We start from the raw sequence: 25,336 nt of genomic DNA, 5'->3' as shown, positions 1-25,336 counted from the left end.
ATGCGGGTAGGACCCAACCGGGTGGGTCGATCGGGGGTAGAGAAGGTATGCCGACGATGACGGGTGAGCCGGTGGTGGGGGTGCAGGGGCCGCCGGGGGACGGGCCTGGGTTCGTCGCGTGGGTGCGGCCGCATCTGGTGGCGATGGCTCGGTTGGCGGGGCGGCTTGCAGTCGGGGCGGATCGGGACGACATCGTGCAGGAGGCGCTCGCGCGGGCCTGGGCGAAGCGGTCGCAGTACGACGCGAGCCGCGGTACGCCGTCTGCCTGGCTGCTCGCGATCACGGCGGATCAGGCCCGGAAAGCGGTACGCCGGACACGTCCGGGGAACCTGTACTTGATCGACGAGGCCACGAGCGGCCCGGTGTCGCGGCCGGATCTCGACGCCCGGATGGATGTCGACCACGCGATCATGTCGCTCTCGGCGCGGCAGCGGCTCGCGGTCGACTGCTACTACTTCGCCGACCTGTCGATCGCCGACACCGCCGCCGTCATGGGCTGCTCCGAAGGCACCGTGAAATCCACCCTCTCCGACGCCCGCAACAGACTCCGCACCCTCCTGGAGGTGACCGAATGAAGCAGACCGATGAAGTCGACGACCTGTTGACCCGCGCTGGGGCTCGCTGGCGGGCTGATCAGGAGGCGCCGCCGGAGCCTGATCTCGAGTACATGCTGAGCGGCGGCCGTAAGCACCGTCGCTGGGTGCCGGCGCTCGCCGCGGCCAGTGTGGCGGTGGTCGCGGCCGGCGTCATCGCCGTACTCCCGAACCCGAAGTCCCCGACAGCCGATGCCCCGGCCAGTCCCGTCGCCAGTGCCCCCGCCAGCGGTACGCCGAACGGCGGTACTTCGCGGACGTTTGCTCAAGGCAACGATGACCTCCTGGTGAAGCCCGGGGACAAGGTGCAGGTGAGCGGCCAGATCGTCGCTGCCCCGGGCAAGACGCCCGTCTTCTGCCCGCAGTTGCCCGTCCCTGCCATCGGCTACCCGCCCGGTAAGGAGCCGGCCCCGAGCTGCCCCGACGAGTTCGCGGTCAAGCTCAACGGCCTGGACCTGGACAAGGTCCCGGGGATCAAGACGATCAAGGGCGTCCGCGTCGGTGCCGCGGCGGTCACCGGCATCTGGCGCGGCGGCGCGATCGACGTCGAAGAGCAGTCGGCCGAGAAGCAGCTGCCCTACCCGGCACAGAAAGAGCTGGAGTGTCCGGTCCCGCCCGGCGGCTGGAAGTCCAAGCCGAGCAACATCTTGTCGAACGCTGTGAACAAGTTCCTCGCCGCGCACGCTGCCCAGGTCGACGGCCCGATCTTCCGGTACCCGAACGGCACCAGCCGCGGCGCGCCCGTGGTGATCCTGATCGGTATCGCGCACGGTGACGCCTCCGTGTTCCGGGAGGCCTTCGAGAAGGTGTACCAGGGGAACTACTGCGTCGTCCCCGTCCTGCTGAGCCGGTCCGACACCCAGCGCGTGACCGACGCACTCGGCACCGCGATGAGCAACGACAAGACGCTCGGCATCTACGGCGCAGGCGGTGCCGGGATCTACGGCGGTCGCGCCACCGTCTCGCTCGTGGCGTACACGCCGGAGGTGAAGGCTGCGCTCACCCCGGTCGGACTCGACCTGATCCAGGTGATTCCGCAGGTGCGACCGGTCAGCTAGTCACCAGGCTCGGGTAGTCGTGGAAGAAGTCCACGAGGAAGCGGGCGGTCGCTGCGGGCTGGTCGATGGCAGGTGAGTGACCGGCGTCGGGAATGACCTCCGCCTCCACCCCGAGCCCTGCAGCCATCGCGCGCTGCACCGGGAGCGGCCAGCCGTCGTCGGTGGCTCCGTGCAGCACCTGCACGCGTACGCCGGACTTCGCGAGCTGATCGGTCTTGTCCTCCGCGTCTGTCAGCCGGCGAGTCATCTCGGCCAGACTGGTCGGCACGTTGCCGGTGAACCGCTTCCGCAGGAACGCGGCGATGTCCTCCGGCGGAGCGACGTACCCGGGGGCCTTGCTGTCGTGGTCGAGCTTCATGTCGTACACCTGCTCGATCGGCAGGTTCTCCAGCCCGAACGCGAGCATCTGCAGACTCTGGACCGTCCCCTCGTCGGTGAACGCGGCCGGTCCCGAGCAGAGCAGGCTGATCGTCGAGAACACCGACGGGTCCGTCAGCACCGCCTCACGCGCTACGAGCCCGCCGAACGAGTGCCCGACCAGCTGGCTGTACCCGCCCAGCGCCTTGCTCATCGCCACCACGTCCGCGCCCAGCTCCGCCAGCGAGTACGCCGACTTGTCGGACGGACCTGTGGTCTCGTACTGACCACGTTGGTCGACAGCCACTGTGCGCCACCCGTACCGGCACAGGTGGTCGACCAGGGGAGTGAAGTCCTCCTTGCTCCCCGTCCACCCCGGCACGAGCAGGACCGTGCCCAGCGGCGTACCGAGGTCCGGTACGGCGGTCAGCGTGGCGAACGCACCACGGTCGGTCTCAAGCGTCTCGGGGCGTACCCCGTCGGGCAGCGTCAACGTACGCGGCGTACTCACAAGTAAAGAGGGTAACCGCTCCAATGGACCACAGGCGTTCCGCAGTACGGCACAATGGCCGGGTGCCTCGCACTCTCGCGGTCGCCAATCAGAAGGGCGGCGTCGCCAAGACGACCACCGTCGCCACTCTCGGCGCTGCCTTGGTCGAGCTCGGCCAACGGGTGCTGCTGGTCGACCTGGATCCACAGGCCTGTCTGACGTTCTCGGTCGGCATCGACCCCGAGGACCTGGACAAGTCGATCCACCACGTCCTGCTCGGCGGTGTGCGCGCCCGCGACGTACTGATCGAGCTGGACGACGCCCCGGACCTGCTGCCCGCGACGATCGCGCTGGCGACCGCCGACGTACAGCTGGCCCGGGAGAGCGGTCCGGAGCAGGTACTGCGGACCGCGCTGCGCCCGCTGCGGACGTCGTACGACTGGATCATCGTGGACTGCCCACCGACGCTCGGCCTGCTCACCGTGAACGGGCTGTCCGCGGCGTCCGACGTCCTGATTCCCTTGCAGTGCGAGACGTTGGCACATCGTGGCGTAGGGCAACTACTCGACACCGTGCACGACGTACAGCGGCTGGCAAACCCCAGCCTGCGAGTGCTCGGCGTGCTCCCGACCCTGTACGACGGACGCACCACACACGCTCGTACCGTCCTCGAGACGATCGCGGACACGTACGAGCTGGACGTGCTGCAGCCGGCGATCCCGAAGTCGATCCGGTTCGCGGAGGCGCCCGCCATCGGCGAGACCGTGCTCAGCACGGCGCCGGCCTCGCCCGGTGCGAAGGCCTACCGGGCGTTGGCCGGCGCCCTACTCGATCACTGACCGCTGTTGGGCGCCGGCGGCGGCCCTGTCACCGGCACAGCCGACGGCTGCCGACGCAGCTTGCTCCGGAAGCGCCACAGCGGCAGGAGGATGATCGCCAGCAGCACCAGGAACGGCAGCATCGCGCCGACTGCGGTCGCGATCGCGGAAAACGCCGCGGTGAACGCGTTCCAGCCGCTCTTCAGACCGGCCACGAAGCCCTTGTCCTCCTTCGGCTCGCTGATCGCCGGAGGCTTGCCCTTCTCGGTCAGCGTCAGCGTGAGCGTCGCGAGATCGGTCTGCAGGGACAGGTTCTTCTGCTTGGCCAGCAGGGATTCCAGGTCGGCCTCACGGCGGGTGAGCTCGCTCTCGACCGAGACGATCTCGCCGATCGTGTTCGCCTTCGCCATCAGCGCGCGCATCCGGTCCAGGCTGGCGCGCTGGGACTCGATCCGGCTGGCCACGTCGACCACCTGCTCGGTGACGTCGGTCGACTCCTGATGGATCTGCGTGCGTTTGCCGAGGTCGGAGAGCCGCTGGATCGCGGTCTCGAACGACTTGGTCGGAACCTTGAGAACGAGGTTCGACCGGGTGATCTTGCCGTCGGAGTCGCTGCCGGTGTCCTCGGAGGCCACCTGACCTTCCAGGCTGCCGATCGCGGCGACGGCCTTCTGCCGCATGCCGGAGACGTCGTCGCCTTCGACGGCCAGCGAGCCGCTCTTGATGATCGCCCGCGTGATCGCCGGCTGCTCGTTGCCGCCGCCCGCTCCTGAGTCCGTCTTGCCTGCGGACGGTGCCTGCGGTTTCGCGTTGCCGGCCGACTCACCTGTGCCGGAGTCCTGCTTCGCGGCCGGCGCACCGCTGCTGGTCGAGCTGTCGTTGCCGCTGGCACCACAACCGGCCAGCACCATGACCCCCACGACAGCCACCACGGCTGTTACCGCTCTGATCCGCCTCATCACCCAGCCCCTCTCTCGTGATCTACCGCCCTAGGACGGCCCACGTGGGGCTGGGTGTTGCAGCTTCAGATCACCATTAGGTGACGTTCACTCCGGCGCGCTGAAGATCGGCGTCGTCGGAGCGGTGCCCGGCTCGGCCGGCGCAGTCGCCTTCCGCGCCCGGACCCGCTTCACCGGCTTCTCGTCCGCCGGCTGAGTCTCCTCGGCCTCGACGGGCGCCTTCGCCGCGGCGGTCTTGCGCGTCCGCGTCCGCTTGACCGGCTTCTTCTCCTCAGCAGCCTCGACAGGCGCCTCGACGGCTGCCTCGGCCGGAGCCTCGACCGCCTTTGTCTCCACGGACTCGACGGACTCCGCGGTCTTCCGGGTGCGGGTGCGCTTGCGGGCCTTGGGCGCCGGCACCTCCTCCGGAGCCTCGGTCACGGCCGGCACTTCGGTCTTCGTGGTGACGTCGGCGAGCTCCTCGACGGGCTGACCGGCGCGCGTGCGCTTCCGGGTCCGGTTGCGCTTCTTCGCGGCCGCACGCTCACCCTCGGACCGCCCGTCGCGCGAGCTCCGCGACTCACGAGGCTCCCGCGACTCACGGGGCTCGCGGCTCTCCTTCGCGTCCCGCGCCGCACGGATCCGGCCCTTGGCCTCCGACGGGATGCCGAGGTCGTGGTACAGCTCCGGCGAGGTGGAGTAGATCTCCTGCGGCTCGTCGTACGGCAGGTCGAGCGCCTTGTTGATCACCTTCCACCGGGTCAGGTCCGGCCAGTCGACGAAGGTGACGGCGATGCCGCTCGCCCCCGCGCGCCCGGTCCGGCCGATCCGGTGGATGTAGGTCTTCTCGTCCTCGGGGCAGGTGTTGTTGATGACGTGCGTGACGCCCTCGACGTCGATGCCCCGCGCGGCGACGTCGGTACAGACCAGTACGTCGATCTTGTCGCCACGGAACCGGGTCAGCGCCCGCTCGCGGGCCTGCTGGTTCAGGTCACCGTGGATCGCGGCCGCCTTGAACCCGCGGTCCTGCAGGTCGTCGGTGAGCCGGGAGGCCTCGCGCTTGGTCCGGCAGAAGATCATCACCCGGCCGCGGTCGTCGGCCTGCAGGATGCGGGCCACCACCTCGGGCTTGTCCAGGTCGTGCGCCCGGTAGACGAACTGTGCCGTGGTCGGCACCATCTGGGTGTCCTCGTGCGACTCCGCCCGGATGTTCAGCGGGTGCCGCATGTGGGTGCGGGCCAGCGCGATCACGGCCGACGGCATGGTTGCCGAGAACAACATGGTCTGGCGCAGCTCCGGCGTCTTGCGCAGGATCCGCTCGACGTCGGGCAGGAAGCCGAGGTCGAGCATCTCGTCGGCCTCGTCCAGGACCAGGACCTTGATGTGGCCGAGGTCGAGAACGCCCCGGTTCGCCAGGTCCAGCAGGCGTCCCGGCGTACCGACGACGACGTCGACGCCGCTCTTCAGCGCGTCCAGCTGCGGTTCGTACGCAACGCCGCCGTACACCTTGAGGATCCGCACGGTGCGGACGGTGGAGGCGGTCTCGAGGTCCTTGGCGACCTGGATGGTCAGTTCCCGGGTCGGGGTGACGACCAGGGCCTGGGGCTTGCCCGGCGCGACCAGTTCGTCGTAGTCCGCCTCGTGCGGCGCGATCGTGCGCTGCAGCAACGGAATGCCGAAACCGAGCGTCTTGCCGGTGCCGGTGCGGGCCTGCCCGATCAGATCGGTGCCCATCAGGGCCACCGGGAGAGTCATCTCCTGGATCGGGAAGGGTTCGATGATGTTGACGCGATCGAGCGCGTCACAGATCTCGGGGAGCACCCCGAGCTCTCGGAAGGTGGTCAGGCTGATCGCCTCTCACATGCTTGTGCGGACAGATGCTCAGTGGCCGGGCGCCTGGGGCTGGAAAGCCCCGATCGTGAGGCGCGGGGACACTGTGCAAGCACCTCGCACCAGCTTGCCCATCTGGGCGCGTCACCGGCGAATCGCTCACCAGTGTAACCGCAGCGGCTGTCAACGCCGCTTCGTGTGGCATGCGCCACTGTCCCGCGCGGCCCGATAGGGTGCCGGGCATGGAGCAGACGGCCTTTGATGATCCCGCCTACCGGGCCGCGGCGGTGGATCTGCTGGGAGTGCTCGCGTACGGCGAGCTGACCGCGTTCGAACGGATGGCCGAGGACGCCAAACTGGCGCCGACGCTGAACGACAAGGCGGAGCTCGCCGCACTGGCGACCACCGAGTTCGGGCACTTCGTCCAGCTGCGGGACCGGCTGGTCGCGCTCGGGGTGGACCCCATGGAGGCGATGACGCCGTTCGTCACCCCGCTGGACGCCTTCCACGACCACACCGCCCCGTCCGACTGGCTCGAGGGCCTGGTCAAGGCGTACGTCGGGGACGGGCTGGCCAACGACTTCTACCGGGAGATCGCGTCGTTCGTGGACGCGGAGACGCGGGGCCTGGTGCTCGAGGTGTTCGCCGACTCCGGTCAGGCCGAATTCGTGGTGGACCGGGTCCGGGCGGCAATCGACGAGGACCCGAAGCTCGGTGGCCGGCTGGCGCTGTGGGGCCGCCGCCTGGTGGGTGAGGCGCTCAGCCAGGCCCAGCGGATCGCCGCCGACCGCGACTCCCTGGCCGCTCTGCTGGCCGGCAGCGTGGACCGCCCCGGCCTGGACCTGGCCGCCATCGGCCGCATGCTCACCCGCCTGACCGAGGCCCACACCGCCCGGATGACGGCACTGGGCCTCCAGGCTTAGGTCCCGGACAGGGCAACGGCCGCCTGCCCCTGGTGGGGCGGCGGCCGTTTGGTGATGCCTGAGGTTAGGCGGCTTTGGTCTTGCTGTTGCGTGAGGAGATGATCGCGACCACGATCGCGGCGCAGATGATCTGGATCAGGTACTGGATCCAGTCCGGGCCCGATGTGTCCTTGACACCGAGGAGTTTGGCGATCAGACCACCGATGAAGGCGCCGATGCCGCCGCCGAGGATGGTCCAGCCGAGGCTGATGTTCTGCTTGCCGGGGAGCACCGCCCGGGCCAACGGCCCGAAGATGATGCCCGCGATGAGGCTGACGATAATCATCCAGACCCAGTACACGGTTCCTCCTTGTGGGGGATGGTGAACCTGCGCCGGCCCGGTGCCCCGTGACAACCAGACCAGTTAGGCGCAGGTCTCACCGCAATCGTGCCCTGTGAGTGGCGCTCTGCAACCGGGACACGCGCGACTGTGTCCGGAACGCGATCAGATCGCGCCGAATCCGACCTTGCGAGTCGACACCTCGCCGATCTCGACGTACGCGAGCCGGTCGGCCGGGACCAGCACCTTGCGGCCCTTCTCGTCGGCCAGCTCCAGCAGACCGGACTTGCCGGTGAGCGCCGCCGCCACCAGTTCCTGGACCTCTTCCGGAGTCTGCTCGCTCTCCAGAACCAATTCACGATTGGCGTGTTGCACGCCGATCTTGACCTCCACGAAACCCTCCGGGCACGCTCCGACCGGCGACTCTCGCCGGTGACGCTTCGAGCCTATCCGCTAGCGGACCCCAGCCCTCATCCGTCCGCCCAAAGCAGAACCTCAGGTGTCGGTGCGCGGGAAGCCGCGGATGCCGCGCCAGGCCAGCGACGCGACCAGGTCGGCGGCCTGCTGCTGCGGGAACGACGGGTCGCCGGCGCCGAGCCAGTAGCGGGCGCTGACCTGGGCCATGCCGACCAGGCTGACGGCCAGCACCATCGACTGCTCGCGGCTGAGGCCGGCGTCGGCGCTGATCACCTCGGAAACGGCCTCGGCGCAGGCGTGGGTGACCCGGTCGACGCGCTCCCGGACGGCCGGCTCGTTGGTCAGGTCCGACTCGAACACCAGCCGGAAGGCGCCCTGGGCGTTCGCCACGTAGTCGTAGAACGCGTGCATCGTCGCCGCGACCCGGAGCTTGTTGTCCTCGGTCGACTTCAGCGCGTCCTGCACGGAGGCGACGATCGCGTCGCACGAGGTGTCCAGCAGCGCCAGGTACAGCTCCAGCTTCCCGGGGAAGTGCTGGTAGAGGACAGGCTTGGACACGCCGGCCCGGTCTGCGATGTCGTCCATCGCGGCGGCGTGGTACCCGTTCGCGACGAAGACTTCCTGGGCAGCCTCGAGCAGTTGCGCGCGACGGGCGAGCCGGGGCAGGCGGCTGCCACGCTTGGGTGCGGTCTCCGGTGTCGTCGACACGGTCGGCTCCTTCGAGGGTGCGCTCCGGCGGCAGTCTGCGTCGGCCGCCAGGTCGTTCCCCGAATCCTACCCAGCAGTCCTCCCCGCCAGTAGCTTCCCCGCCGAACCGCGTTCCATCGTGGTAGCTGTCAGCGGTAGTCGTCCTCTCCTGAGTCGCCCACCTCGCGGCGCTGCTCCTCCACGTCCGCCGGGTTGGCATCGGTGGGTACGTCGGGCTCCGACTCGTCCTCGTCGGTGTCCTGATCGGTGTCGTGCTCGGCGTCGAAGGCCGGGTCGTAGTCCGGGCCCTCGAAATCGGTATCGGTCATGTCGCCTCCTTGGTCAGGTAGGTAGCGGCTGCGGGTCGTCGTACAGCCCGTCCAGTACGTCGCCGTACTCCTCGATCCGGGCGAGGACGTCGTGCGGGAGGAACCTGAGGTCCTCCGGTGACGTGGCGGATGCCACCTCGTCCCAGTCGATCGGGGTGGACACCCGGGGTTCGTCGGACCCGCGGAGCGAGTACGGCGCCAGCGTGGTCTTCGCGCTGGCGTTCTGGCTCCAGTCGATGAACACCTTGCCGGGCCGCAGTGCCTTGGTCATGTTGGCGGTCACGTTCTCCGGCAACGCCTCCGCCAGTTGCTCGGCCAGCTGTTTGGCGAACGCGCTGGTCTGCCTGGACGACGCCGGTTCGATCGGGACGTACAGGTGCATCCCCTTGTTCCCGGACGTTTTCGGCCAGCCCTCCATGCCGTAGTGGCCCAGCAGTTGCCGCAGCGCCAGCGCAACGTCGCAGCACTCGACGATGCTCGCTCCTGGCCCCGGGTCCAGGTCGAACACGATCAGGTCCGCCTGCGGGTCCTGGCCCTGGTCGGACAGCCCGATCCGCCACTGCGGGACGTGCAGCTCGAGTGCGGCCAGGTTGGCCAGCCACACCACGGTCTGTACGTCGTCACAGACCACGAAACTCATTTCGTCGCGGCCCGTCGAGCTACCGGGCGTAGGCAGCGTCTCGGTCCGTACCCAGGCCGGCGTACCGCGGGGGGCGTTTTTCTCGAAGAAGTACGCCGCTGCGGTCCCGTCTGGCCACCGTTTGCGGGTCAGGGGCCGGTCGGACAGGTGCGGCAGCAGCAACGCGGCCACCTGGTGGTAGTAGTCGATGACCTCGGCCTTGGTGAACCCGGTCTGTGGATACAGGACCTTGCTGAGGTTGGTGAGCTTCATGGTCTGCCCATCCACCTCGGTCGTCAGCTGCTGCTGCGCTCCCGCCATGCGTCCCAGTCTCCACCTGAACGGACGCCTAACATGGGTGCTGTGGATAGTTACGGGCCAGTAACCGGGGACGCCGTACCCGTGGAACTGCAGAAGTGGCCGGAGCGGCGGGTGCCGGTCGCAGGGGTGGAGCTGCTGGTCAGAGACGTGCCGGATGCGGCACCGGACCTGCCGCCCGCTCTGTTCGTCCACGGCCTGGGCGGGTCGTCGCTGAACTGGACCGCTCTCGGCCTGATGCTCAACGACACGATCCGGGGCATCGCTCCCGACCTGCCGGGTTTCGGTCGTACGCCGCTTTCTGGTGTGCCCGGGATCTCGGAGCAGGCCGACGTGCTGATCCAGCTGCTGGAACGCGAGTACGACCGGCCGGTGCACGTGTTCGGGAACTCGATGGGCGGGGCCTCGTCTGTGGCGCTGGCTGCGCAGCGTCCCGACCTGGTGGCGTCGCTGACGCTCGTGTCACCCGCACTGCCGCATCCACGGGTGTCGGCGAGTGCGCTGTGGTTCACCGCGTTGGCGACGCCCCGGCTCGGTCCCGCCGTACTGGAGCGGACGTACCGGTTGCCGTTCGAGCAGCGGTTCCAGGCGTCGTTGGCGATGGTGTTCGGGGACCCGCGGTCGCTGGCGCCTGAGGTGCGGGCGGCGTACGAGGAGGAGCTGCACCGGCGGGACACCGACCCGTGGGTCCGGCAGGCCACCGTGGAGGCGGCAAGGAGCATCCTGCGCTCGTCACTGGCCAGACCGCGCAGATCACTCTGGGCCGACGCCGCAACGGTCGAGTGCCCGGTGCTGCTGATCTACGGCGGCAAGGACCGGCTGGTCGACGCACGGATCCGTACCAAGGCTCAGCGCACCTTCCCGAACGCGCGCCTGCTCTACCTGCCGCGGTCGGGACATGTCGCGCAGATGGAGCACCCGGATCAGGTGGCGCGGGCGTTCCGTCAGCTGATCGCCTGATCGAGTCGAATCCGAAGCCCGGCTGAGACACGACTGAGCGGAGCGTCAGGTCAACTTGGGCGCGTGATTGGCAGAACCGCCCGAAATCTGTCGTTGGGGATCGCCGTACTCCTTGGTGTGGGGCCTCTGACCGCGACCGCCGCACCGCCGGTCGTTGCTCAGAGCAACCAATGGGACGTCCGGCCTGTTGCCAGCGGATATCAACTCACCCTGCACCTCGACGCACCCGCACCGATGCGCGCATCGCTGCCGCTGCTCGAGGTCGACGGCACGCCGCTCGGCGTCGCGAAGCAGTCGCCGGACCGGAGGACGCTGACACTGATCAGCACCGATCCGGCGGTGCTGAAAGCGCGCGACGTCCGCCTGGTCTGGTCCGGGGACCTCGGCAAGGAGGCCGGCAGGAATCGGAGCATCGGCACCGCCGGACCGACCGATGCCGACTGGCTGAAGGCGCGGCGTGGTCCGCTGCTGCCGTCGGATCCCGGCGCGCTGGGCAAGTACAAGGTCGACACCGCCGAGTACAACCTGGGTGACGAGGCCGTGTACCTGCCAGGTCTCAAGCACCGTTCTGAGCTCCGCGGGAAGGTGTACTCGCCACGTGGCGCGGTAGGCTCGCGGCCGCTGGTGGTCTTCCTGCACGGCCGGCACGAGGTCTGCTACGGCGAACCCACCAACCCGTCCGACAACGAGAAGCCGTGGCCGTGTCCGCCCGGCATGAAGCCCATCCCCAGCTACCGCGGGTACGACGGTCCGGCGACCGCGCTGGCCAGCAATGGGTACCAGGTCGTCTCGATCAGCGCCAACGCGATCAACGGCTGGGACAGCGAAGCGTACGACGCCGGCGCACAGGCGCGGGCCGAACTGATCCTGGACCACCTCGCACTGTGGCGGAAGTGGTCGACGATCGGCGGCGGTCCGTTCGGTACCCGCTTCGTCGGCAAGATCAACCTGCAGAACGTGGGCCTGATGGGGCACTCACGTGGTGGCGAGGGCGTCGCCCGGGCCGCCGTGCTCAACGCTGACCGCGGCGGCCAGTACGGGATCCGCGCAGTGCTTCCGCTGGCTCCCACCGACTTCGCGCGAGCCACGGTGCCCGGTGTGGCGATGAGCGTCGTACTGCCGTACTGCGACGGTGACGTGTCCGATCTGCAGGGCCAGAAGTTCTACGACGACACCAGGTACTCCGTTGGCGGTGACCTCGCGCCGCGGTCCACCGTCACGGTGCTGGGTGCCAATCACAACTTCTTCAACACCGAATGGACCCCTGGTCAGTCGGTCGCTCCGTCGAACGACGACTGGTTCGGTGACGAGAAGGAGTCGCCGTGCGGAGCGAAGTACGCGGGCCGGTTGACGGCGAAGCAGCAGCAGGCGGTCGGTACGGCGTACGTCGCTGGGTTCTTCCGGCTGCAGCTGGGCCACGAGACGCAGTTCCTGGCGCAGTTCGACGGCTCGGACTCGCGGGCGGCGTCCGCTGGGAAGGCCGTCGTACGAGTGGTGTCACAGGCGCCGCTGGGCTCGCGGCGGGACCTGAACCACTTCGACAAGGCGCTGCCTAAGGGCGCCGTCAGCGGCAAGCTGTCTGCGACTGTGTGCGCGGGTGTGAGCGGTCCGGCCAGGCGGGCGGGTGTGCCGACGTGCATGGAGACCGAGGACTGGGGCAATGCGCCGCACTGGGACACCGCGTGGTTTGCCGCTCAGACGCCGACCACAGCGGTCACGAAGCTGAAGTGGACAGGCGCCAACGGGGTAGTACGCGTCGACGTACCTGCTGGGCAGCGTGACGTACGGCGGTTTGCGGCGCTGACGTTCCGCGCCGCCCCGGACCCGGCTGGCGCGCCCAAGACCGACTTGAGCGTCCGGGTGGTCGACGGGCACGGACGGGCGGCAGCAGTGCCGGTGTCTGCGGTCAGCGACGCGCTGGTGCGGATGCCGGGCAACAACGCCATCGGTCTGCCGAAGAACCTGCTGCGGACAGTCCGCATCCCAGTGTCGTCGCTGAAGGGCGTGGACCTGCGCGACGTGCGTGCTGTGGAGCTGCGGACGGACAGGGTCGCCAGCGGGTCGGCGTACGTGAGTGATCTGGGCTTTTCGTCGCCCGGACTCGGGCTGTCGGCACCTGCGGTGCTCCTGCCCAAGCTGTCCGCGTCCAGCGTCACTGTGAAAGAGGGGGACAAGGGCACGCACACAGTGGACTTCTGGGTGCGCATGTCCCGGCCGAGCATCCGACCGGTCAGCGTGTACGTCGAGACGAACGGCGAGCTCGGCGAGTCCGTCGGGGGCGTTGCGCAGCGTCTGGTCTTCAAGCCGGGGCAGGTGCGGCAGAAGGTGACCGTGCCGATCACGGCGAACACCCGGGACAGCTACGACCTGCCGTTCAGCCTGGTGCTCTCGGCACCGCACGACGGGCTGCTGGACGAGTCGTTCGGCCACGGTCTGGTCATCGACGACGACCCGACGCCGACGCTGACAGTCGGCAACCTCAAGGCGACCGAGAAGGCCGGCGTCGTGAGCTTCCCGGTCAAGCTGTCCGCGCCGAGCGCCAAGTACGTCAGCTTCTCCGGCGTCCTGAAGGACGGTACGGCGGTGATCCGCAAGGACTACCGCAGCGTCAACGACGACGGCACCGGCTCCGCCGACCGGACCATCGAGGGATCTGTCGAACCGGGTAAGACCACCGGTGAGCTCCAGGTCAGGATCCTCGACGACAAGCTCAAGGAGCCCGCCGAGACCTTCACCGCGCTGATCATCCAGATCGACGGCGCCGTTCTCAAGCTCCCCACCACCCTCATCGCCACCATCACCGACAACGACTGAAGTTCTTTGAGCACCCACCAACCAGAATTCGGCCGTCGAAATGGTTGATGGGTGCTCAAAGTGAGACGCGGGGACCGGGATGTGGACTCCGGCGGGGGCAGTTGGGATAGTGCGGGAACATGGAGGAGGGACAGATGGTTGAAAACCGGAGATCCCGTCCGACGTCTTCCTGAGGAGCCGACACGTGTCACTGCCACCGCTGGTCGAACCGGCCGACGAGCTGACGATTGACGAGGTGCGGCGGTATTCGCGGCACCTGATCATCCCCGAGGTCGGGATGGCCGGGCAGAAGCGGCTGAAGAACGCCAAGGTGCTGGTGATCGGCGCCGGCGGTCTCGGCAGCCCCGCGCTGCTCTACCTGGCCGCCGCCGGCGTCGGCACGCTCGGCATCGTCGAGTTCGACACCGTCGACGAGTCCAACCTGCAGCGCCAGATCATCCACGGGCAGTCCGACGTGGGGAAGTCGAAGGCGCAGTCGGCCAAGGACTCGATTCTCGAGACCAACCCGAACACCAACGTCGTCCTGCATGAGGTGCGCCTCGACAACGACAACGTGTTCGAGATCTTCGAGCAGTACGACCTGATCGTCGACGGCACCGACAACTTCGCCACCCGCTACCTGGTCAACGACGCCGCGGTGCTGCTCGGCAAGCCGTACGTCTGGGGTTCGATCTTCCGCTTCGACGGCCAGGTCAGTGTGTTCTGGGCCGAGCACGGCCCGTGCTACCGCTGCCTGTACCCGGAGCCCCCGCCGCCCGGCATGGTCCCGTCCTGCGCCGAGGGCGGTGTCCTCGGCGTGCTCTGCGCGTCCGTCGGCGCCGCGCAGGTCACCGAGGCGATCAAGCTGCTCACCGGTATCGGCGACCCGTCGCTCGGCCGGCTGAACATCTACGAGGCGCTCGACCTGAACTGGCGTGCGCTGAAGGTCCGTAAGGACCCGAACTGCGCGATCTGCGGCGAGAACCCGACCGTCACCGAGCTGATCGACTACGAGAGCTTCTGCGGCGCGATCACCGAGGAAGCGGCCGACGCGGCCGTCGGCTCGACGATCTCGGTGAAGCAGCTCAGCGAGTGGATCAAGCTCAAGGACAACGGCGAGAAGGACTTCGTGCTGATCGACGTCCGGGAGCCGAACGAGTACGAGATCAACAAGATCCCGGGCTCGGTGCTGATCCCGAAGGCGGACTTCCAGACCGGTGTGGCGCTGGAGAAGCTGCCGCAGGACAAGCAGCTGGTCTTCCACTGCAAGTCCGGCGTCCGCTCCGCCGAGGTGCTCGCGATCGCCAAGGGCGCGGGCTTCTCCGACGCGGTGCACGTCGGCGGAGGCGTGGTCGCCTGGGTCGACCAGATCGACCCGAGCCAGCCCTCGTACTAGAACGGCATCCGGCAGGACGCGATCGCCTCGGCGGCGACGGGATCACCCGAAACCGCCGGGGCGTCGTCACGCCCGGACAGCGTCCGCATGTAGCCGACCGCGTCCACGGCGGCGCGACCCACCGGCTCACCCCTCCCCAGCAAGTAGGTCCCACCTCCCGGCCCGGTCAGCTCGAGGACGACGGCCGGCCGCTCACCCCAGAACGGCCCGGAAGTCTCCAGGTCGTAGACGACCTGAGCGATCAGCTCCTCGGCGTACGGCCCCGGATCGAACGGTCGTCCGAGCGCCTGGCACACGTCGTCGCGATGCATCCACAGGTCCCGCGCCAGCAGGATGTCCTGGACATAGCCGAACGACATCCGGGGCGCCGGATCCACCTGCATCGATAGCCGCCGGAACAACTCCGGAGCGCTCGAGATCTTCCGGGTCGCCTTCGCCCAGACCTGGTCGAACAGCACCCGGAGCTCGGCAGGCGGCGTACCGCGGTGTTCGTCGGCCTGCACCATCATGTGCGCGTCGAACCGCTGCACGCCGGGGTACGCCCGCTTGTTCTTGAGCCACCGCCGCGGGAACGAGGTCGGCTTGATCACGTCCTCCGCCTGCCCGATCAAGTGGCCGGCGATGTCCGCGACGTCCCAGGCGTCGCAGACGGTACGTCGCTGCCACTCGTCCCCCTCGATCGACGCGAGCAGCGCATGCCACGCCTGGAGCTCGGAATCCCGGTGGATCCGGCACTGCGGCCGGTCGGCCCGCCCGATCTGTTCCGCTAGTACTGCAGTCATTTCGTCCCCCTGCTAGGTGCATAGTGCTGGTAGAACATCTCGAGTACGACGGGGAAGAGCCGACTGAACCGCCCCGTCTCGAAGGTCGCGTCCGGCTCGTTCGCCATCTGTTGCGACAGCACTCCGGCCGTGATCGACGTGAACACTGCGAGACCCTCCTCGCTCGCAGCGTCCGCGTGCAGCCGGCCCGCGTCCACTCCCGCCTGCAGGTGCCGGCGCAGGTCGCCGAGCGCCTCCTGAGCCGGCGCGAACGCCTCCGCGCTGGGCTCGAACCCGGGGATCGTCCGCCAGAACAACAGCTGTGAATAGATCGGGTTCTGCATCGCCCACCGCGCGAACGCGGTGGTGCCGATCAGGTGCATCTCCACGACGTCGTCCGTCGTCGCGGCCGCGATCGCGTCCCGCTGCGCGGCCAGGAACAGCTCGGCCCCCCGCTGGAAGAGAGCGTCGTAGATCGCCATCTTCGACGGGAAGTACTGGTACAGCGACGGTGGCTGCATGCCGAGCCGCCGGGCCACCGCGGACAGACTCAGCGCCGCGACCCCCTCGGCCTCCATCAACTCGATGGCGACGTCGAGGATCTCGCCGATCGTCTGCTGACGACGGCGGGTACGGCGGTCCGGCGCGGTAGTGCTCATATCATGAGGAAAACCTAACGGCATTAGGGATGTCAATACCTCGTAGGTTGTCCCCGGTCGCGCGTACTGTTTTATGGCATGTGCAGAAACATCACCGTGCTCCGGGGACTCGAGCCGTCCGCGACCTCCGAGGAGATCTACGCGGCCGCGTTGCAGTACGTCCGCAAGGTGACGGGAGTCGGCTCCCTGAGCGCGACCACCCGCGCCCCCATCGAACGCGCCGCCGCCGAGGTCGCCCGCATCACCGAACAACTCCTCGAGGAAATGCCCGCCCGCCGCAACCCACCCCAAACCGTCCCGCCCCTACGCCGCCCCGAAGTACGCGCCCGCCTCGGCCTCGACTGACCATTCGCGCGGAGTAGTGTCTCCCCTTGGGAAACGGTTACCCTAGTTGGTTGCCCTGAGGGAGGCGCGGATGCGGTTCGCGGTTAAGACCAGGCCGGAGCACACCACCTGGCAGCAGATGCGGGACGTGTGGGTCGCGGCGGATCAGTTCGAGATCTTCGAGTCCGCGTGGCACTGGGATCACTTCTATCCGCTCAGCGGTGACATGCAGGGGCCGAACCTGGAGGCCTGGACGACGCTGGCCGCGCTCGCGCAGGCGACGTCGCGGATCCGGCTCGGCTGCCAGGTGACCGGGATGATCTACCGGCATCCCGCCGTGCTCGCGAACATGGCCGCGACCACGGACATCATCAGCAACGGCCGTCTCGAGCTCGGCATCGGCGCCGGGTGGAACGAGATGGAGACCGCGGCGTACGGCATCGAGCTGTACGGGCTGAAGGAGCGCTTCGACCGGTTCGACGAGGGCACGCAGGCGATGATCGCGCTGCTCACCGAGAAGGTTGCGAACTTCGACGGCAAGTACATCAAGCTCACCGAGGCGTACTGCAACCCGAAGCCGGTGCAGACGCCGCACCCGCCGATCACCATCGGCGGCAAGGGCCCGAACCGGACGCTCCGAGCGGTCGCCAAGTGGGCGCAGCAGTGGAACGTCATCGTCCCGAACCCGCAGGAGTGGAAGGCACTCAAGGATGTCCTCGTCCAGCGCTGCGAGGAGGTCGGTCGCGACGTCAACGAGATCACCTGCTCGGTGAACGTCCGCATCGACCCCGACAGCCCGCTCGACAAGGCGGTCGCCGAGGCCGCGGCGTACGGCGAGGCAGGCGTCGACCTGGTGATCATGAACCTCCCGCTGGACGCGCCGCCGTCCGTCCTGGAGCCGCTCGCGAAGGCACTTGCTCCCCTCGCTTAGATTTGCCCTGTGGACAGGGAGGAGTACGTCGAGGCCGTGCTGCAGGCCGTGGAGTCGATCCCGGAGGGCAGCGTCGCGACGTACGGCGACATCGCGGAGTACGTCGGGCAGGGCGGACCGCGGCAGGTCGGGGCGATCATGCGCGAGTACGGCGCGAGCGTGCCGTGGTGGCGGGTGATCCGAGCGTCCGGCGTACCGGCCGACGAGGTCGGCGACGAGCAACTGCACCTGCTGCGCTCGGACGGCGTGCGGATCACCAACGGTCGCGTGAACCTACGCCAGGTCCGTTGGGCCCCACAGGAATGACATCGGCGACGCGGCGACCCCGCCCCGGGTCCCCGCGCCGCCGATGGTCTTCTACTCGCCGTTCAGCGGTGTGCCTGCCTGCGAGGTGCGCAGGAAGTAGACCGGGTCGTTGAACGTCGCGGGCACCTTACCCAGGCCCTGGATGACCGTGGCGGTTCCGTTGGCGTGACCGACGGCGTACAGGTACGCCGACCCGCTGTCCCGGTCGATCGCGGCGAGCAGCGTGCTCTGGGTGCCGCACTTCTCCGCGACGATCGCCTCGAACCCCTGCCAGGTCGACGAGCGGACGACCGTCACCACCGGCTTCATCGGCGACGTGACCGGGATCCGGATCGTGTACAGCGCGCCGGCCTTCGTGGTCGCCAGCAAGGTGTCGTACGTCGCCGTCTGGCTGATCAGCGTCATGGTCTTCACGGCCGAGAACCCGGCGTACGAACCGGGCGCCTGGAAGCCGTTGACGTTGTCCTTCTTCCAGCGGAACAGCACACCGTCGTTGCGCAGCCCGTACAGGTACTCGCGGTCGGGGTCGGCGCCCTTCGGATAGCCGGACCGGGCCAGTTGCGTGAAGTCGCCCATACCGTCCTGGATGTTGCCGCGACCCCACCACGGTCCGTCCGGCGGCCGGGCGATCAGCGTGCTGTAGAGCCAGGTGCCGTAGATCGCGTAGCCGCGGTCGACGATGCCGTCGTGGCTGTCGTACGAGAACTCCCAGGTCGCACTGGCCTTCGTTTCCCCCGGCTCGGCGACCTGCGGGCCGACCCGGCGTTCGCTCGCGACCGGCGGGCTCGCGGCGGACAGGACCTGGTCGACGTAGGTGCCTTGCGCGGTGATCGAGCCGAGATCCAGCGAGCAGATCGACTGGACCTTCGGATTTGCTGCGGTGGCAGTGGCGGTACCGAGACCTGCCAGTAGAACAGCCGCCCCCAGGAGGGCGGCAGTACGCCGCATCGTCCTCATTCGGTGCTCCTTCATTCGCTGTGCTGACGAGATGCTCGATGCGGAGCGAAGTGGAAAAGTTACGGAGTGCCCCATTCGGAAAACGTCGGTGGGGTCTGTTGAGATAGGGCGGTGGTCAGCAGACAGAGGTCCCGGTACCGGTTGGTCCGGGAGGAGCGCCGGAGCGCGGAGGCCCCTGTCCTCGATGCCGACCAGCAAGCCGTGGTGGATCACCCGGGCGGACCGCTGCTGGTGCTCGCGGGTCCCGGCACCGGGAAGACGACGACGTTGGTGGAGGCCGTCGTCGACCGGGTTCGCAATCGTGGGCTGAGTCCGGACGAGGTGCTCGTGCTGACGTTCGGCCGGAAGGCGGCGACCGAGCTGCGGGATCGCATCACCGGTCGCCTCGGGCGGACGACGCGGGTGATGCCGTCGATGACGTTCCATTCCTTCTGCTACGCGTTGCTGCGCCGGTTCACGCCGGCCGACGCGTTCGACGTACCGCTGCGACTGCCGTCCGGCCCGGAGCAGTCGTTGCGGTTGAGCGAGGCGTTGTCGGGAAGTCGTGAGGTCGGTGCGGTGCACTGGCCGGGCAGTCTGCATCCGGCGTTGAAGACGCGCGGGTTCACCGACGAGGTGCAGGCGGTGATCGGCAAGGCGCGGCAGTTGGGTCTCGACCCGGAGGACCTGTCCGCGATCGGGCGGTCGGCGGAGCGGGCCGAGTGGGTCGCGGTCGGCGACTTCTTCGAGGAGTACCTGCAGATCCTCGACCACGAACAGGTCCTGGACTACTCCGAGCTGATCCATCGTGCGGTGATCCTGGCGCAGCAGCCGCAGGTGCAGGCGAAGCTGCGGACCGAGTTCAAAGCGGTGTTCGTGGACGAATACCAGGACACGGACCCCGGCCAGACGAAGCTGCTGCAGGCGATCGCGGGCGACGGGCGCGACCTGGTCGTGGTCGGCGATCCGGACCAGTCGATCTACACGTTCCGCGGGGCGGACGTGCGCGGCCTGCTGCGGTTCACCGACGAGTTCCGGTCCCGCGACGGCGCGGAGGCGGCCCAGATCGCTTTGGGTACGACGCGACGCTTCGGGACCACGCTGCAACGCGTGTCGCGCAACGTCGTCAACCGGCTCGGCGTACCGGGGTCGCTCGATCGGGACACGTTCGAACGCTTCCGGAACCCGGATGCCTCGTCGTGTGTCTTCGGTCCGGGAAAGGTCGAAGCGAATCTGTACTCGACGAGCGGCGCGGAGCTCGAGCACATCGCGGACCTGCTGCGGCGCGCGCACGTTCAGGACGGGATCGGGTGGAACGAGATGGCGGTGCTCGTTCGGTCCGGGAGCCGTTCGATTCCACCCCTGCGTCGGGCGTTGGCGGCGGCCGGTATTCCGGTGGACGTCGCGGGCGACGAGCTGCCGTTGTCGCGTGAGCCCGCCGTACGGCCGATGTTGCTGGCGTTGCGAGCGGTGGCCGACCCGGAGACGTTGACCGTCGATGTCGTACGGGCGTTGGCGCTGTCGCCGCTGGGCGCGATGGACGCGGGGCAGTTGCGGCGGTTGGCGCGGGTGCTCCGCCGGCGCGATCGGGACGCGGCGGGCGGGCTGCGGTTGCCGCGATCGTCGGACGAGTTGTTGCGGGAGGCGATGCTGAACCCGTTGCTGCTCGACGAGGAGGCGTCACCGGCCGAGGCGCGGTTCGCGGCGCTCGGCGAGCGGTTGCTCAAGGCAAGGAACATCGTCACCGCGGGCGCGGCGCCGGACGAGGTGATGTGGTCGCTGTGGTCGGAGTCGCCCTGGTTGCGGCGGTTGCGCGGGCAGGCCACGTCGGGCGGTGAGACCGCGCGGGTCGCGAACCGGGATCTGGATTCGTTGTGCGCGTTGTTCGATGCGGCCGGCCGGGCGGAAGAGCAGGTCGGGTTCAAGGGGGTTTCGGCGTTCCTGTCGGAGTTGGAGTCGCTGGACATCGCGGGGGACAACCGGTTCGACGGGACGTACCGCGAGGCCGGCGTACAACTGATGACGGCGCACAGGTCCAAAGGCCTGCAGTGGCGGCTTGTGGTGGTCGCTTCCGTGCAAGAGGCACAGTGGCCTGACCTGCGGCGGCGCGGATCATTGCTCGAGCCGGACCGGTTGGGGCCTGACGGGCTGATCGATCCGTTGTCGGCGGGCGCGTTACTGGCCGAGGAGAGACGGTTGTTCTACGTCGCGATCACGCGGGCGCGAGAGCGCTTGATCGTGACCGCCGTACAGGCGCCCGAGGCCGACGGTGATCAACCGTCCCGATTCCTTGCCGAGCTGGACATTCCTTTGAAACTGGTCGCCGGGCGGCCACGGCGGCCGTTGTCGTTGCCGGGGCTGGTGGCGGACCTGCGGTGCGTGCTGGCGGATCCGGCGTCGTCGCCGGCGTTGAAGCGGGTCGCGGCGGACCGGTTGGCTTTGTTGGCTTCGGCTGTCGACGACCGGGAGCAGCCCTTGGTGCCGACGGCTGATCCGTCGCGGTGGTGGGGCGTGCGGGAGCGGACCGAGTCGGTGCGGCCGATCGCGGATCCCTCGCAACCCGTCCCTCTGTCGGGAAGTGCATTGACGACGATCGTCGACTGTCCGTTGCGGTGGTTCCTGACCCGGCGGGCCGGTGGGGAGACGCCGAGTACGTCGGCGATCGGGTTCGGGATGGTGCTGCACACGCTCGCCGATGCCGTTGCGACCGGGACGTTGCCGCCGTCGGTCGACGAGCTGAACGGGTGGCTGGACAAGGTGTGGACGCAGCTCGAGTTCGAGTCCGCGTGGATCTCGGACCGGGAGCGGGTCGAGGCGGAGCAGGCGTTGCGGCGGTTCGTCGCGTGGCACCAGGGGCGGCCGGACCGGACATTGGTGGGGACGGAGGTGGACTTCGACGTACTGCTGCCGGACGAGGAACACCCCGCGGTTCGGGTCAAGGGCCGGATGGACCGCGTCGAAACGGATCCTGAGGGCACGGTCCGGGTGGTCGACCTGAAGACCGGGCGGAACATTCCGACCAAGCCGGCGCTGGAGCGGCACGTGCAGTTGGCGATCTACCAGCGTGCGATCAACTCGCGGCAGCTGAAGAAGCTCGGCGAGGAGGCGGTCGCCGGCGGAGCTGAGCTCGTCCAGCTCCGCCACGACGACAACGGCGGCTTCCCGAAGGTCCAGCACCAAGGGCCTTTGGAAGCTTCGGAGGACGGCCGCACTTGGCTCGACGAAGCGGTCGACGACGCCGAGTCGATGATCCGCACCGAACACTTCACCGCCCAGCGCAACGACGGCTGCAACCGCTGCGAAGCCCGCGCCCTCTGCCCCATCCAGCCAGAAGGCCGGGAGATCGTCTGATGGTTCAGCTACGGTCCACGGCCGAGTTGTGCGACCTGTTGGGGATCCCGTTCTCGGATCAGCAGTTGGCGGCCATCACCGCTCCGTTGGCGCCGGGGGTGATTGTGGCGGGCGCCGGGTCGGGGAAGACGACGGCGATGGCGGCCCGCGTCGTGTGGTTGATCTGCACGGGGCAGGTGAAACCGGAGGAAGTGCTCGGGCTGACCTTCACCAAGAAGGCGGCGAACGAGCTCGACGTCCGGATCCGCGAGGACCTGACGAAGGCCGGTGTCCTCGGATCCACGCTGCCGAAGGACCAGCACCCGATATTGGCCGCGCACCTACGCAGCAACATCCCCAACTGGGAGCCCGAGGAGCCGGGTGAACCCGTCGTGTCGACGTACCATGCGTTCGCCGGCACGTTGATCGCGGAGCACGGCCTCCGGCTCGGCCTCGAGCCGGACTCCCGCGTGCTCGCCGACGCCACCCGATTCCAGTTGGCCGGTCGCGTCGTACGGCGGTCCGCCGGGCCGATCCGGTTCGCCTCGCATCACGTGCCGACGCTCGTCAACAGCTTGCTCGCTCTCGACGGCGAGCTCGCGGATCACCTGCTTCGTCCCGACGACATCCGTGACCACGACGACGCCGTACGGCAGGAGGTCGCGGCGGCGCGCAAGCAGACGGTGGAGGTGCGCAAGCTCGCTGAGACCGCGTTGAAGCGTGGGGAGATCCTGCAGCTCGTCGAGGAGTACCAGGCGTACAAGGGGGAGCGCGGCGTCGTCGACTTCGCCGACCAGATGGCGCTCGGCGCGCGGCTCGCCGAGGAGTGCCCGGAGGTCGCCGCCGTCGAGCGGTCGCGGTACAAGGTCGTGCTGCTCGACGAGTACCAGGACACGTCCGTTTCGCAGCGCCGGATGCTCACCGCACTGTTCGCTGCGGGCGACGGGCGCGGCCATCCGGTGACCGCGGTCGGCGACCCGTGCCAGGCGATCTACGGCTGGCGCGGTGCCTCCGTTGCCAACCTGGACGAGTTCCCAGAGCACTTCCCACAGGCCGATGGGTCGCCGGCTCAGCGGTATGTGCTGAGCGTCAACCGCCGCTGCGGCAGTCGCATTCTTGCGGCCGCCAACCAGCACGCTGCCGAGCTCTACGAGCAGCACCCCGGCGTCATCCCGCTGGAGGCCCCGGCGAACGCTCCGGAGGGCGCGATCACGGTCGGGCTGTTCGAGACCCGCTCGCAGGAGATCGAGTGGGTCGCCGACGCGATCGTCGCCGCGCACCGCACCCGGAACCGCCGCTGGAAGGACATCGGCATCCTGATGCGGACGAACGTCGACCTCAGCGCGGTGCACGAGGCGCTGATCGCGCGCAAGGTCCCGGTCGAGGTCGTCGGCCTCGGCGGTCTGCTCGCGCTCCCCGAGGTCGTCGATGTCGTCGCAACCCTGCAAGCCGTCAACGACCTGACCGCGAACGCGGCGATGCTCCGGATCCTCACCGGCCCGCGCTACCGAATCGGTCACCGCGACCTCGCGCTCCTCGCCAACCGGGCCCGCGCTTTGGCTGACGCGGGTGAACGCCCAGCCGCGGACGACCTGGTCGCCGCGCTCGACGCGGCCGTTGCCGGGATGGATTCGACGGAGGTCATCTCGCTCGCCGAGGCGGTCGACGATCCGGGTCTGTCGGCGTACGCGCCGGAGGCCCTGACCCGTTTCAAGGAGTTGTCGGTCGAGCTTCGCGAGCTGCGCGCGCATGCGGGTGAGCCGCTGCTCGACCTGGTCCGCCGGGTGATCAGCACGATCGGCCTGGACGTCGAGCTGACCGCGACACCCGATCACGTCGACGCCGGACGTCGCGATCACCTCGCCGCGTTCCTGGATGCCGTGGGCAACTTCGTGTCGACCGAGTCGGACGGATCGCTGGACGGTCTGCTCGCGTACCTCGCGGCCGAGGAGGAGTACGCCGCCGGCCTCGACCTCGCCGTACCGAGTGAAGCCGACTCGGTGAAGCTGCTCACCACGCACCGGTCCAAGGGCCTGGAGTGGCCGGTCGTGTTCGTGCCGACGCTGGTGTCGAAGGTGTTCCCGTCGGACCGCGGGCGGGACAAGTGGACGACGAACGCCAAGGTGCTGCCGTGGCCGCTGCGCGGTGACGCGGACACACTGCCGGACATCCACGACCTGTCGAACGCCGGGCTAAAGGCCTTCGCGGACGAGTGCAAGGACGTGAACGCACTGGAGGAGCGGCGGCTCGGGTACGTCGCGTTCACGCGTGCGAAGGAACTGCTCGTCGCGACCGGGCACTGGTGGGGTCCGACGCAGAAGCGCCCGCGCGGCCCGTCGCCGTACCTCTCGGTGTTGAAGAAGCACGCCGGGGAGCGTGTGATCGAGTGGGCGGAGCAGCCGGAGCTGACCGCGGAGAACCCCGAGTTGGCCGAGCAGACGCAGGCGCCGTGGCCGACGCCGTACGACGTGGACTCGTTCCAGCGACGGCTGGAGTCGGCTGCTCTGGTGCAGTTGTCGCGCACGGAAGGTCCGTCGATCGAGGACGAGGAGTCGCTGCTGCTCGACGAGCAGGCGACGGTCGCGCGCTGGGACTCGGAACTCGAGCGATTGTTGTCCGAGGCAAGGGAAAGCCGGAGCCGGAAGGCGTACGACGTGGCGCTGCCGGCCGCGCTGTCCGCGACGCAGCTGATGCGGCTGGCGAAGGACCCGGACGGTCTGGCCGCCGAGCTGGCCCGCCCGATGCCGCGCAAACCCAACCGGGCGGCGCGTTTCGGGACCCGGTTCCACGCGTGGGTGGAGAGCTACTTCGGCCAGCAACTGCTGCTCGACCCCGACGATCTTCCCGGCGCCGCGGACGAGGACATCGTCGACGACACCGACCTCACCGACCTGATGGACGCGTTCCGCGACGGTCCGTTCGGCGACACCACGCCGTACGAGATCGAGGCCCCGTTCGCCCTGGCGCTCGACGGCCGGGTCGTCCGCGGCCGCATCGACGCCGTCTACCAGATCGTCCGCCCGGACGGCTCCCGCGGCTACGACGTCATCGACTGGAAAACCACCCGAGGCGAAACCGCCGACCCCCTCCAGTTGGCCATCTACCGAGTCGCCTGGTCCGAACTCATGAACATCCCCCTCGACCACGTAACCGCAGCCTTCTACTACGTCCGCACCGCCGACATCATCCGCCCGGACAACCTCCCCGACAAGCAACAACTCATCCAACTTCTGAACGGCTGACC

At 68.7% G+C, this 25,336-nt stretch carries 23 protein-coding genes; 12 read left to right on the top strand and 11 right to left on the bottom strand.

What is annotated here, in order from left to right; genetic code table 11:
- Positions 1 to 47 precede the first annotated feature (47 nt).
- Positions 48 to 575 carry an RNA polymerase sigma factor gene (locus ACLJOO_RS01765; protein WP_410784982.1) on the top strand — a complete coding sequence of 176 codons (528 nt, stop codon included), beginning with the start codon at positions 48 to 50 and terminating at the stop codon, positions 573 to 575.
- The gene (locus ACLJOO_RS01760) at positions 572 to 1,651 is read left to right on the top strand and encodes a hypothetical protein (protein WP_410784981.1); all 1,080 of its coding nucleotides are present in this window, start codon (positions 572 to 574) and stop codon (positions 1,649 to 1,651) included. The genes ACLJOO_RS01765 and ACLJOO_RS01760 overlap by 4 nt, the downstream gene beginning before the upstream one ends.
- Here the strand turns inward: ACLJOO_RS01760 and ACLJOO_RS01755 are convergent.
- Positions 1,644 to 2,519, bottom strand: coding sequence for an alpha/beta fold hydrolase (locus tag ACLJOO_RS01755; RefSeq protein ID WP_410784980.1), 876 nt, complete (start codon positions 2,517 to 2,519; stop codon positions 1,644 to 1,646). The two genes, ACLJOO_RS01760 and ACLJOO_RS01755, sit on opposite strands and share 8 nt — an antisense overlap.
- 62 nt (positions 2,520 to 2,581) lie before the next feature.
- On the opposite strand from ACLJOO_RS01755, the gene ACLJOO_RS01750 reads away from it, so the two are divergent.
- Positions 2,582 to 3,337, top strand: coding sequence for a ParA family protein (locus tag ACLJOO_RS01750; RefSeq protein WP_410784979.1), 756 nt, complete (start codon positions 2,582 to 2,584; stop codon positions 3,335 to 3,337).
- Here ACLJOO_RS01750 and ACLJOO_RS01745 read toward each other — a convergent pair.
- Entirely contained in the window at positions 3,331 to 4,275 is a 945-nt protein-coding gene (locus ACLJOO_RS01745) for a DUF4349 domain-containing protein (RefSeq protein ID WP_410784978.1), read from the bottom strand. The two genes, ACLJOO_RS01750 and ACLJOO_RS01745, sit on opposite strands and share 7 nt — an antisense overlap.
- Before the next feature lie 87 nt (positions 4,276 to 4,362).
- Positions 4,363 to 6,075 carry a DEAD/DEAH box helicase gene (locus tag ACLJOO_RS01740; RefSeq protein ID WP_410784977.1) on the bottom strand — a complete coding sequence of 571 codons (1,713 nt, stop codon included), beginning with the start codon at positions 6,073 to 6,075 and terminating at the stop codon, positions 4,363 to 4,365.
- 251 nt (positions 6,076 to 6,326) lie between these two features.
- Here ACLJOO_RS01740 and ACLJOO_RS01735 point away from each other — a divergent pair, with 251 nt between their 5' ends.
- Positions 6,327 to 7,007: a ferritin-like fold-containing protein gene (locus ACLJOO_RS01735; protein ID WP_410784976.1), complete on the top strand. Its 681-nt coding sequence runs from the start codon at positions 6,327 to 6,329 to the stop codon at positions 7,005 to 7,007.
- Positions 7,008 to 7,071: 64 nt separating this feature from the next.
- On the opposite strand, the gene ACLJOO_RS01730 is transcribed toward ACLJOO_RS01735, so the two are convergent.
- The 5 genes from ACLJOO_RS01730 to ligD form a co-directional block, all read right to left on the bottom strand.
- Complete coding sequence (locus ACLJOO_RS01730; RefSeq protein ID WP_238154745.1) at positions 7,072 to 7,332, bottom strand: GlsB/YeaQ/YmgE family stress response membrane protein; 261 nt, start codon at positions 7,330 to 7,332, stop codon at positions 7,072 to 7,074.
- Between the two features lie 159 nt (positions 7,333 to 7,491).
- On the bottom strand, positions 7,492 to 7,719 hold the full coding sequence (locus ACLJOO_RS01725) for a DUF3107 domain-containing protein (protein ID WP_410784975.1): 228 nt from the start codon (positions 7,717 to 7,719) through the stop codon (positions 7,492 to 7,494).
- A gap of 102 nt (positions 7,720 to 7,821) precedes the next feature.
- Positions 7,822 to 8,451 (bottom strand): TetR/AcrR family transcriptional regulator, encoded by a 630-nt coding sequence (locus ACLJOO_RS01720; protein WP_131467385.1) that lies wholly within the window; start codon positions 8,449 to 8,451, stop codon positions 7,822 to 7,824.
- Positions 8,452 to 8,579: 128 nt separating this feature from the next.
- Complete coding sequence (locus ACLJOO_RS01715; protein ID WP_410784974.1) at positions 8,580 to 8,759, bottom strand: hypothetical protein; 180 nt, start codon at positions 8,757 to 8,759, stop codon at positions 8,580 to 8,582.
- Between the two features lie 13 nt (positions 8,760 to 8,772).
- On the bottom strand, positions 8,773 to 9,699 hold the full coding sequence (gene ligD / locus ACLJOO_RS01710; protein ID WP_410784973.1) for a non-homologous end-joining DNA ligase: 927 nt from the start codon (positions 9,697 to 9,699) through the stop codon (positions 8,773 to 8,775).
- 42 nt (positions 9,700 to 9,741) lie between these two features.
- Here ligD and ACLJOO_RS01705 point away from each other — a divergent pair, with 42 nt between their 5' ends.
- The 3 genes from ACLJOO_RS01705 to moeZ all read left to right on the top strand — a co-directional run bounded on the left by ACLJOO_RS01705 (position 9,742) and on the right by moeZ (position 14,845).
- Positions 9,742 to 10,656: an alpha/beta fold hydrolase gene (locus tag ACLJOO_RS01705; RefSeq protein WP_410784972.1), complete on the top strand. Its 915-nt coding sequence runs from the start codon at positions 9,742 to 9,744 to the stop codon at positions 10,654 to 10,656.
- 63 nt (positions 10,657 to 10,719) lie between these two features.
- Positions 10,720 to 13,470 carry a Calx-beta domain-containing protein gene (locus tag ACLJOO_RS01700; protein WP_410784971.1) on the top strand — a complete coding sequence of 917 codons (2,751 nt, stop codon included), beginning with the start codon at positions 10,720 to 10,722 and terminating at the stop codon, positions 13,468 to 13,470.
- A 184-nt stretch (positions 13,471 to 13,654) separates the two neighbouring features.
- Entirely contained in the window at positions 13,655 to 14,845 is a 1,191-nt protein-coding gene (gene moeZ, locus ACLJOO_RS01695; protein WP_410784970.1) for an adenylyltransferase/sulfurtransferase MoeZ, read from the top strand.
- On the opposite strand, the gene ACLJOO_RS01690 is transcribed toward moeZ, so the two are convergent.
- Positions 14,842 to 15,627 carry a maleylpyruvate isomerase family mycothiol-dependent enzyme gene (locus ACLJOO_RS01690; protein ID WP_410784969.1) on the bottom strand — a complete coding sequence of 262 codons (786 nt, stop codon included), beginning with the start codon at positions 15,625 to 15,627 and terminating at the stop codon, positions 14,842 to 14,844. The genes moeZ and ACLJOO_RS01690 overlap by 4 nt on opposite strands.
- Positions 15,624 to 16,265 (bottom strand): TetR/AcrR family transcriptional regulator, encoded by a 642-nt coding sequence (locus tag ACLJOO_RS01685; protein WP_410784968.1) that lies wholly within the window; start codon positions 16,263 to 16,265, stop codon positions 15,624 to 15,626. Before ACLJOO_RS01685 ends, ACLJOO_RS01690 begins: the two co-directional genes overlap by 4 nt.
- Positions 16,266 to 16,343: 78 nt before the next feature.
- Here ACLJOO_RS01685 and ACLJOO_RS01680 point away from each other — a divergent pair, with 78 nt between their 5' ends.
- The 3 genes from ACLJOO_RS01680 to ACLJOO_RS01670 all read left to right on the top strand — a co-directional run bounded on the left by ACLJOO_RS01680 (position 16,344) and on the right by ACLJOO_RS01670 (position 17,826).
- Positions 16,344 to 16,610 (top strand): DUF2277 domain-containing protein, encoded by a 267-nt coding sequence (locus tag ACLJOO_RS01680; protein WP_410784967.1) that lies wholly within the window; start codon positions 16,344 to 16,346, stop codon positions 16,608 to 16,610.
- A 70-nt stretch (positions 16,611 to 16,680) separates the two neighbouring features.
- Positions 16,681 to 17,520: a TIGR03560 family F420-dependent LLM class oxidoreductase gene (locus tag ACLJOO_RS01675; protein ID WP_410784966.1), complete on the top strand. Its 840-nt coding sequence runs from the start codon at positions 16,681 to 16,683 to the stop codon at positions 17,518 to 17,520.
- A 9-nt stretch (positions 17,521 to 17,529) separates the two neighbouring features.
- The gene (locus ACLJOO_RS01670; protein ID WP_410784965.1) at positions 17,530 to 17,826 is read left to right on the top strand and encodes an MGMT family protein; all 297 of its coding nucleotides are present in this window, start codon (positions 17,530 to 17,532) and stop codon (positions 17,824 to 17,826) included.
- Positions 17,827 to 17,877: 51 nt separating this feature from the next.
- Here ACLJOO_RS01670 and ACLJOO_RS01665 read toward each other — a convergent pair whose 3' ends face one another.
- Entirely contained in the window at positions 17,878 to 18,783 is a 906-nt protein-coding gene (locus tag ACLJOO_RS01665; protein ID WP_410784964.1) for a hypothetical protein, read from the bottom strand.
- A 111-nt stretch (positions 18,784 to 18,894) separates the two neighbouring features.
- Between ACLJOO_RS01665 and ACLJOO_RS01660 the strand changes: the two genes are divergently transcribed.
- Together ACLJOO_RS01660 and ACLJOO_RS01655 are read left to right on the top strand one after the other, a co-directional pair.
- Positions 18,895 to 22,113: an ATP-dependent helicase gene (locus ACLJOO_RS01660; RefSeq protein ID WP_410784963.1), complete on the top strand. Its 3,219-nt coding sequence runs from the start codon at positions 18,895 to 18,897 to the stop codon at positions 22,111 to 22,113.
- Positions 22,113 to 25,334 carry a UvrD-helicase domain-containing protein gene (locus ACLJOO_RS01655; protein ID WP_410784962.1) on the top strand — a complete coding sequence of 1,074 codons (3,222 nt, stop codon included), beginning with the start codon at positions 22,113 to 22,115 and terminating at the stop codon, positions 25,332 to 25,334. Before ACLJOO_RS01660 ends, ACLJOO_RS01655 begins: the two co-directional genes overlap by 1 nt.
- The last annotated feature ends 2 nt before the right edge of the window (positions 25,335 to 25,336 follow it).

The sequence above is a fragment of the Kribbella sp. C-35 genome (assembly GCF_046549195.1).
In the GTDB taxonomy this organism is placed as follows: Bacteria; Actinomycetota; Actinomycetes; order Propionibacteriales; family Kribbellaceae; genus Kribbella.
Note: the sequence above shows the minus strand (reverse complement) of the source record. Positions and strands in the feature narration are given on the sequence as shown.